General features: G+C 68.5%; 8 protein-coding genes. 2 read left to right on the top strand and 6 right to left on the bottom strand.

Going from position 1 to position 7,358, the window contains the following annotated elements; genetic code table 11:
• The first annotated feature begins 127 nt into the window (after positions 1-127).
• Positions 128-1,255, top strand: coding sequence for an ABC transporter ATP-binding protein (locus B0E41_RS21280; RefSeq protein ID WP_077334207.1), 1,128 nt, complete (start codon positions 128-130; stop codon positions 1,253-1,255).
• Positions 1,256-1,289: 34 nt separating this feature from the next.
• Here B0E41_RS21280 and B0E41_RS21275 read toward each other — a convergent pair whose 3' ends face one another.
• From B0E41_RS21275 to B0E41_RS21260, 4 genes are all read right to left on the bottom strand, one after another.
• Positions 1,290-2,687 (bottom strand): PepSY domain-containing protein, encoded by a 1,398-nt coding sequence (locus tag B0E41_RS21275; protein ID WP_077334206.1) that lies wholly within the window; start codon positions 2,685-2,687, stop codon positions 1,290-1,292.
• A gap of 103 nt (positions 2,688-2,790) precedes the next feature.
• Positions 2,791-3,183 (bottom strand): DUF2946 domain-containing protein, encoded by a 393-nt coding sequence (locus B0E41_RS21270; RefSeq protein WP_077334204.1) that lies wholly within the window; start codon positions 3,181-3,183, stop codon positions 2,791-2,793.
• Positions 3,184-3,221: 38 nt separating this feature from the next.
• The gene (locus tag B0E41_RS21265) at positions 3,222-3,728 is read right to left on the bottom strand and encodes a copper chaperone PCu(A)C (protein WP_077334202.1); all 507 of its coding nucleotides are present in this window, start codon (positions 3,726-3,728) and stop codon (positions 3,222-3,224) included.
• A 210-nt stretch (positions 3,729-3,938) separates the two neighbouring features.
• Positions 3,939-4,331 (bottom strand): DUF2946 domain-containing protein, encoded by a 393-nt coding sequence (locus tag B0E41_RS21260; RefSeq protein WP_077334200.1) that lies wholly within the window; start codon positions 4,329-4,331, stop codon positions 3,939-3,941.
• 109 nt (positions 4,332-4,440) lie between these two features.
• Between B0E41_RS21260 and B0E41_RS21255 the strand changes: the two genes are divergently transcribed.
• Entirely contained in the window at positions 4,441-5,085 is a 645-nt protein-coding gene (locus B0E41_RS21255; RefSeq protein WP_077334198.1) for a glutathione S-transferase, read from the top strand.
• A gap of 169 nt (positions 5,086-5,254) precedes the next feature.
• On the opposite strand, the gene B0E41_RS21250 is transcribed toward B0E41_RS21255, so the two are convergent.
• Together B0E41_RS21250 and B0E41_RS21245 are read right to left on the bottom strand one after the other, a co-directional pair.
• Positions 5,255-5,980 carry a lysophospholipid acyltransferase family protein gene (locus B0E41_RS21250; protein WP_253195066.1) on the bottom strand — a complete coding sequence of 242 codons (726 nt, stop codon included), beginning with the start codon at positions 5,978-5,980 and terminating at the stop codon, positions 5,255-5,257.
• 35 nt (positions 5,981-6,015) lie between these two features.
• The gene (locus tag B0E41_RS21245) at positions 6,016-7,344 is read right to left on the bottom strand and encodes a dihydroorotase (protein WP_077334194.1); all 1,329 of its coding nucleotides are present in this window, start codon (positions 7,342-7,344) and stop codon (positions 6,016-6,018) included.
• Positions 7,345-7,358: the final 14 nt, after the last annotated feature.

The following is a 7,358-nucleotide window of genomic DNA, read 5'->3' as shown; positions in this document are numbered from 1 at the left end:
GGCGAGAAGGAGGGGGTGAAATGGGACCATGGCAACGATCATGGCATGGCCTCTGTGGTCTCTCGCAGCCTCGGGCTTGATCTGCGTCAACACAAATGAGAATTGTAGTCATCTACAATGGCCCATCATGTTCCTCAACGTCAGCCACCTGAGCGTTCAGTACCCCGGCCAGCCGCATCCGGCGGTGGACGGCGTCACGCTGGGCCTGCGGGCGGGCGACATTGGCGTGCTGATCGGCCCCTCGGGTTGCGGCAAGACCACCCTGCTGCGCGCCGTGGCTGGCCTGGAGCGGGCTCACAGCGGCAGCATCACGCTGGAGCGCGAAACGGTGAGCGACGCGGGCCACCACATGCCCGCCGAAAAGCGCCGCATCGGCATGGTGTTCCAGGACTACGCACTGTTTCCCCACCTGAACGTCGGCCGCAACGTGGCCTTTGGCATCGCCGCCCTGCCCCGCCACGAGCGCGACCAGCGTGTGGCCGAGGTGCTCAAGCTGGTGGGCCTGGACGGCATGCAGACCCGTTTTCCCCATGAACTCTCCGGCGGCCAGCAACAGCGCGTGGCCCTGGCCCGTGCGCTCGCGCCGCGCCCGCGCCTGCTGCTGCTCGACGAACCGTTTTCGAACCTCGACGTCGACCTGCGCGAGCGGCTGGCCCACGAGGTGCGCGGCATCCTGAAGGCCGCCGGCGCCACGGCCCTGTTTGTCACGCACGACCAGCTCGAAGCCTTTGCGATTGGTGACGTGATCGGCGTCATGCATGAAGGCCACCTGCACCAGTGGGATGACGCCTACGCGCTCTACCACCGCCCGGCCACGCGCTTCGTGGCAGAGTTCATCGGCCACGGCGTGTTCGCGCCGGCACAAATCCAGCACGTCGCGGGCGAGGTGATCGTGCAGACGCCGATGGGTGCCCTGCTCGACGTCGAAGAGTGCCCGTTGCCGACCGCCTACGAAGCGGGCCTGTGCGACGTGCTGCTGCGCGCCGACGACATCGTGCACGACGACCTCGCGCCGGCCAAGGCGCAAATCGTGCGCAAGGCCTTCCGGGGATCTGAGTTTCTCTACACGTTGCGCCTGAACACCGGCGAGACGCTGATGACCCACGTGCCCTCGCACCACAACCACGCCGTAGGCGAGTGGATCGGCATCCGCGCCGAGGTGGACCACGTGGTCACCTTCGCGCGCGGCGCCTCGGCCACCACGCCGCCCGCGCCAGGCGTGGCGCGTCTGGCGGGTCTCTCCGCTCAGCGCTGATGCGAGGGCAGCGCCCTTCGCGGCGCAAGCGGACTCAGTTCAAGACGTTCTTTACGCCGGGCAGGCGGGACATCACCAGCCAGTCCAGCAAGAGCACGCCCAGCAACACCGCGCCCGACAACGGGAAGGCCAGCGACGTCACCAGCATCACCACCGCGCCGGTTTTCCACCGCGCGATCTCCTGCGGCACGGGCGGTGCGACCAGGCGCCCTGCGCCGGCCGGGCGGCGCTTCCACCACATGACGGTGCCGCTGACGCACAGGAACGCCACGCCCGAACAGAACAGCACGCTGAGCCAGGCGCTCCACAGGCCCAGGTCGCCCTGGTGCAGCGCGATGCCCACCGCCATGACCTTGCCCATCAGCGGATAGTCGGCGAACCAGGCCTCGGCCAGCACGCGCCCGGTGTAGCGGTCCACGTGCACGGTACGATCACCCCAGGGGTTGTTCAGATCACCGCTCATGCTGTCGGCCGAGAGCGTGTAAACGCCGTCGGCGCCCTGGGGCACCTGGATGTGGTGCTGGCCCTGGAAGCCGAGCGCGAGCGCCAGGCGGGCCACTCCATCCAGGTTCACATGCTGGTCCACGGGCACGCCGGCGGCCGAGCCCGATACGGGCAGGCGCGCCTGTTCCAGGCCCCAGGGCACCTCGTGCAGGCCGTCGGGGTTCAGACTCGCGTGCGTGGCGTCCGACTTGGGAACGTTGTCCCACTTGGTGTCGGGGAAGCTGCCCCAGGGTTGCATCAACTGGCCGCCCCACACCCCGGTCCACGACAGGCCGGTCAACAGAAAACCCAACAGCACCGCGCTGAGCCAGAAGCCCACGCTGGCGTGCAAGGACTTCCAACACGCGCGCCCGCGCACCCGCAGGTTGGGCAACAGTACCTGGACCCATGCCGTATCGCCCCGTGGCCACCAGAGGTAGAGGCCGCTGACGATCATCACGATGCCCAGCCCCGCGGCGACCTCGATGAGGCGGTCACCCACGTCGCCGATCAGCAGCGTGCCGTGGATGCGCTCGGCCCAGGCAAACAGGGTGTTGTCCTTGTCCACCACCTTCAGCACCTCCGCCGTGTACGGATTGACGGCGACGGCCTCGGTGGCGTCCTGGTGTTTCACCACAAACCAGCTCGGCGCATCGGCGCCGCGAGGGGCCACGTACTCCTTCAGGCTCGCCTCGGGAAACCGGTTCAGCACCGCCTGGGCCTGCACGGTGACGGCCTGGGCCTCGGCCTGAGGTACCACGCTCACCTTCCAACCCAGGCGGTCCTGGAAGCCGGTGAAAAACACCATGACCAGTCCGGTGATGGCCAGCATGAACAGGAAGGGGACCACGTAGAGGCCGGCGTAGAAGTGCCAGCGCCAGGCGGTGGCGTAAAAACCGCGCGCCAGCGGGGAGGTGGCTGGGGGTGAGGGGGGCGCAACAAAGCTCATCGATCGATTCCGGAGGTGTCTGACAACGTGCGGGCGCACTGGCTCTGTGCCAGAACGCCCATCCATGAGGCCCACCCCTCCCGATGGGGAGCGGCGCCCGGCGTCAAGACACGGTCGGAGGGCCTCGGGCCGACGGCCGAAGCGTGGACCACGCGGCGAACCGCCAGGGCAAGGCCTCGGGTAGCGGCGATCCGCCCAAACCCGGCGGCATCGCCCAGGCGGCGGGCATCAAGGGCGCAAAGCGCTCCGTGGCCAGCACGCAGAGGGCGCAGGCATCCAGCGTAAGGTGCGTGGGCTGAGACGGTGCCTCGGCGCCCTGGTCACCGGTCAGCCGTTGCACGCCGCCGGCGGAACACACCTCCATCCAGCCGCCCTGCCCCGGCACGCGCCACGAGGCCAGCGTGCGCGACACGGCTGGGGCCAGGGTGGCCAGCAGCATGGCGAACACCAGCCCGCGCGCGATGCGCCGCAGCAGAGGTGAGCAGGCCAGGGACATGGTGAGGGACGGGTGGTCGAAGGCTCAGCGACGGGAGCTCAGTGCTTGTGTGCCTCGGCGGGCTTCATGTCACCCTTCATTTCAGGCTTCATGCCGCCCATGGCCGCAGCGCTGTTCAGCGGACGCACAGGCGCCTTGATCTCGGCGCTCTCGCGCTTGCCGTCCTTGCCTTCGAACACCAGCGTGACTGGCACCACATCGCCGGCCTTCACCTGCGCCTTGAGGTCCAGCAGCATCACGTGGTAGCCACCGGGCTTCAGGTCAACGGCTTTGCCGGCAGGCAGGGCCAGGCCCGGGATCTGGCGCATCTTCATCACGTCGTTGTCCATCGCCATTTCATGGATCTCGGCCACGCCGGCCACGGGCGACTTGACCTCGACCAGCTTGCTGTCGGTCTTGGCGGTCAGCTGCATGAAGGCGCCGGTGGCTCTTTGCTGGGCCACGGTGGCGCGGACCCAAGGGTCCTTGATCTCGACACTGGCCGGGCTTTGCGCCCAGGCGCTGGCGGTCACGGCGAGCAGGGTGGTGATGAGCAGTTTTTTCATGGGAGTTCCTGTGGAGGTTGGGGAAAGGGTTGATCGGTCAGGCCGGCTGTTCCAGCAGCGGGCGCTTCCGAACGCCCCCAGCCAGGCGCTGAACGCGCGGCGATCACAGCAGGCAGGCGCCTGCGAAACACGAAATTGACGGGACATGGGGCCATCCGGAAATCAGGAAACACACGCAGCATCCCGGAGGGATGAGCGACCGTGGCGATTTCAGATGGCGAGCGGCGGGGCGCGGGCGTGGGCAACAGCCCAGGTGCCAGAGAGCGTGACAGCGTGGAAAAAGGCCGAGGGCGGCTCGGTCTGGCGCCGCAGCGGCTCGGCCAGTACAGACACCGGAGGCAAGTCGGCGGCACCGCCGTGTAGGGTGCACCAGGGGCAGTGCATGCTGGCGTCGGCGACCGGTGCCGATGGGCTGTCCGAAGACGCGGCGCTGGCATCGGCCTGGACCCAGATCATCCCCGAGACGCTGCAGACCTCGACCCAGTCGGCGCGGTCCGACGAGGCCACCACGGCCTGCGCCACGGTGGGCGCCAGCGCGCCCAGCACCATGGCGAGCAGGGCCAGCCAGGTGGTGAAACGGCGGTGGACGCGCGAAAAAAGCATCGCGGCAGTTTATCAGCCCATCCCTCTGCCAGACGATGTGCCGTGGGCGACTGGCCTTCTCCGGCGGCGGCCACTACGATGGCCGCTCACCACCCCACTGGAGATCTTCATGCTCATGCTCTGCGGCTTTTCGGCCAGCAACTACTACAACAAAGTCAAGCTCGCCCTGCTCGAAAAAGGCGTGCCGTTTGAAGAAGAGCTGGTCTGGATCGGCCAGACCGACCCCGAAGCCAGCCCGCTGGGCAAGGTGCCCTACCTCAAGACCGACGATGGCGCTTTGAGCGAGTCCACCGTCATCCTTGAGTACCTGGAAGCGAAGTACCCGCAGCACCCGCTGCTGCCGGCCGATCCGTTCGAGGCGGCCAAGGTGCGCGAGCTCTTGCGCTACACCGAGCTGCACATGGAACTGGTGGCGCGCAACCTCTATCCCGAGGCATTTTTCGGCGGCAAGATCAGCGATGCTGCCAAAGAAAAAACCGGGCTGCAGCTACAGAAGAGCGTGGCCGCGTTCGCGAAGCTGGCGCAGTTTTCTCCCTTCATCGCCGGCGACAGCTTCACGCTGGCCGACGTGGCCGCTGCGGTGCACCTGCCGCTGGTGAGCAGCGCCAGCAAGCTGATCTATGGCCACGACTGCATGGCCAGCCTGCCCGTGCGCGACTACCTTAAGCGCATCGGCGAGCGGCCCACCGTGCAGCGGATCAACGCCGACCGCAAGACCAGCACCGAGCGGATGCTGGAGCGGATGAAAAGGTGAAACACCCCCCGCGCCGCTTCGCGTCACCCCCCTCCAGGGGGGCGGCACTGGCCGTCCGGCGAAGCCGGCCCGGCGGTGCCCTTGGGCTGGCTCCCGTCATGCGTGGCGGATGGTGCTCCGGCGCCATGGAAACTGAGGAGATACCCCCGCGCCGCTTCGCGAATGAGGCTCAGTGTGGCGCTTGACCTGGCTGCAACAGTCGGGCCACTTCGGTTCGCAGGTCTTGCACCCAGGTGCGGCGGTCGCGGCCCTGGTCGCGCTGGGGCTCACCGTAGCGCACCACCGCCTGCACGCCGTCCGCCCGCAGCGTGGCCCAGAGCGATTGCATGAGCGTGGTGTCGCCGATGTACAGCGGCGCGTCGCAGCGCTGGCCGCTGTCGCGGTCGGCGTAGCGCAACGCCACGGGCAAGGCCGGCGCACCCGCGGCGATGGCGGCCTGCAGCAGGTTGGCGTGGAAGGTCAACAAAGTCTGGCCGTCACCCGTGGTGCCCTCGGGAAACACCGAGATCACGTCCGGCGTGCGCAGGCGCTCGGCCACCTGGTGCACCACGCGCATGGCATCGCGCCGGGACTCGCGCTCGATGTACAAGGTGCCTGAGGCATCGGCCAGCCCACGGATCACCGGCCAATGCCGGACGTCGGACTTGGAGACGAATCGCGACGGCTGCGCCGCGTTCATGACCAGGATGTCGAGCCAGGAGACGTGGTTGGCAACCTGCAGCACGGGGCCATGCGCCGGCGGGGTGCCCTGCACCACCAGCTCCACGCCCAGGATGCCCAGCATCTGGCGCGTCCACTCACGCACCATCAACTGGGTCTGGCCAGGTGTGAGCTGGCCGAACTCGCTGCGAATGACCCACAGGCCGTGCAGCACATGCCCGATGGCGCGCACCAACCGCCACAGAGCGCCTACCCGTGACCGACCAGCGCTCACGCCGCAGCCTGCCGGCGTTCCGCCTCGTGGGCCACCAGGCCACCGACCAGCGTCATGCGCACCCGAACCGGCAGCTCGTGGCCTTCGAACGGCGTGTGGCGGCCCTGACTGCGCAGCAAGGCCGGGTCCACGCACCAGCTCGCGTCGGGATCGAAGATGCACAGGTCGGCCTGTCCGCCCACGGCGATCTGGCCCACGCTGTGCTGCAAGGTGCCCAGCGCATGCCCCAGCACCATCTGTGGCCCGGCCGTCAAGACCGTCAGGGCCTGCATCAGACCCAGACCGTCCTGTTGCGCCCATTTGCAGGCCAGCCCGAGCAGCAGCTCCACGGCCGTGGCGCCGGGCTCAGCCTCGGCGAACGGCAGGGTCTTGGCGTCGGCGTCCACCGGGTTGTGGTCCGACACCAGCGCGTCGATGCTGCCGTCGGCCAGGCCCTCGCGCAGGGCGTCGCGGTCGCGCTGCTGGCGCAGCGGGGGCTGCAGGCGGGTGCGGCTGTCGTAGTAGCCGATGTCCGTGTCGGTCAGGTGCAGGTTGTGCACGCTCACGTCGCAGCTCACCGGCAGGCCCTCGGCCTTGGCCTGGCGCACGAGCTCCAAACCGGCGGCGCTGCTGATGCGGCACAGGTGCACGCGCGCTTCGCTGCCCTTGCCGTGCACCGCGCGCAGCAGCTCGAACAAGGTGTGCAGCGCGATGGTTTCGGCCATCACCGGGATGCCGGCCAGGCCCATGCGCGTGGCCAGCGGACCGCTGGCGGCGACGCCTTTGCCGAGCCAGAAATCTTGTGGGCGCAGCCACACCGTGTAGCCGAACGTGGCCGCGTACTGCAGCGCGCGCTGCAGCACCTGGGCGTTGACGATGGGCACCTCGGCCTGGCCGAAGCCGATGCAGCCGGACTCGGTGAGCTCGGCCATTTCGGTCAGCACCTCGCCCTTGAGGCCGCGCGTGAGTGCGCCCAGCGGGAACACGCGCGCGCGGTGCATTTTTTCGGCGCGGAACTTGAGCATGTCCACCAGACCGGGTTCATCGAGCACCGGCTCGGTGTCGGGTGGGCAGACCAGCGAGGTCACGCCGCCGGCGACCGCCGCGGTGGTTTCGCTCTCCAGCATGCCGGCGTGCTCCTGCCCCGGTTCACGCAGCCGCACCGCGAGGTCCACGAGGCCCGGTGCGACCACGCAACCGGTGGCGTCGATGGTGCGGTTGGGGTGGAAGTCGGGCGCGATCTTGCCGATGGCGATGATGCGGCCGGCGGCGATGGCGATGTCGGCCATCTCGTCGCGGCCGCTGGCCGGGTCCATGACACGGCCGTTTTGAATCAGGATTTTCATGTCTTGCGTTGACC

Source organism: Hydrogenophaga sp. A37 (assembly GCF_002001205.1).
Taxonomy (GTDB): Bacteria; Pseudomonadota; Gammaproteobacteria; order Burkholderiales; family Burkholderiaceae_C; genus Hydrogenophaga.
This window is presented reverse-complemented; position numbering and strand designations above follow the sequence as displayed.

Bases quoted from the DNA above. Each gene is read 5' to 3' on its own strand.
- B0E41_RS21265 (WP_077334202.1), bottom strand. From the start codon at position 3,728: ATGAAAAAACTGCTCATCACCACCCTGCTCGCCGTGACCGCCAGCGCC.
- B0E41_RS21270 (WP_077334204.1), bottom strand. From the start codon at position 3,183: ATGTCCCTGGCCTGCTCACCTCTGCTGCGGCGCATCGCGCGCGGGCTG.
- B0E41_RS21260 (WP_077334200.1), bottom strand. From the start codon at position 4,331: ATGCTTTTTTCGCGCGTCCACCGCCGTTTCACCACCTGGCTGGCCCTG.
- B0E41_RS21255 (WP_077334198.1), top strand. From the start codon at position 4,441: ATGCTCATGCTCTGCGGCTTTTCGGCCAGCAACTACTACAACAAAGTC.
- B0E41_RS21280 (WP_077334207.1), top strand. From the start codon at position 128: ATGTTCCTCAACGTCAGCCACCTGAGCGTTCAGTACCCCGGCCAGCCG.
- B0E41_RS21275 (WP_077334206.1), bottom strand. From the start codon at position 2,687: ATGAGCTTTGTTGCGCCCCCCTCACCCCCAGCCACCTCCCCGCTGGCG.
- B0E41_RS21245 (WP_077334194.1), bottom strand. From the start codon at position 7,344: ATGAAAATCCTGATTCAAAACGGCCGTGTCATGGACCCGGCCAGCGGC.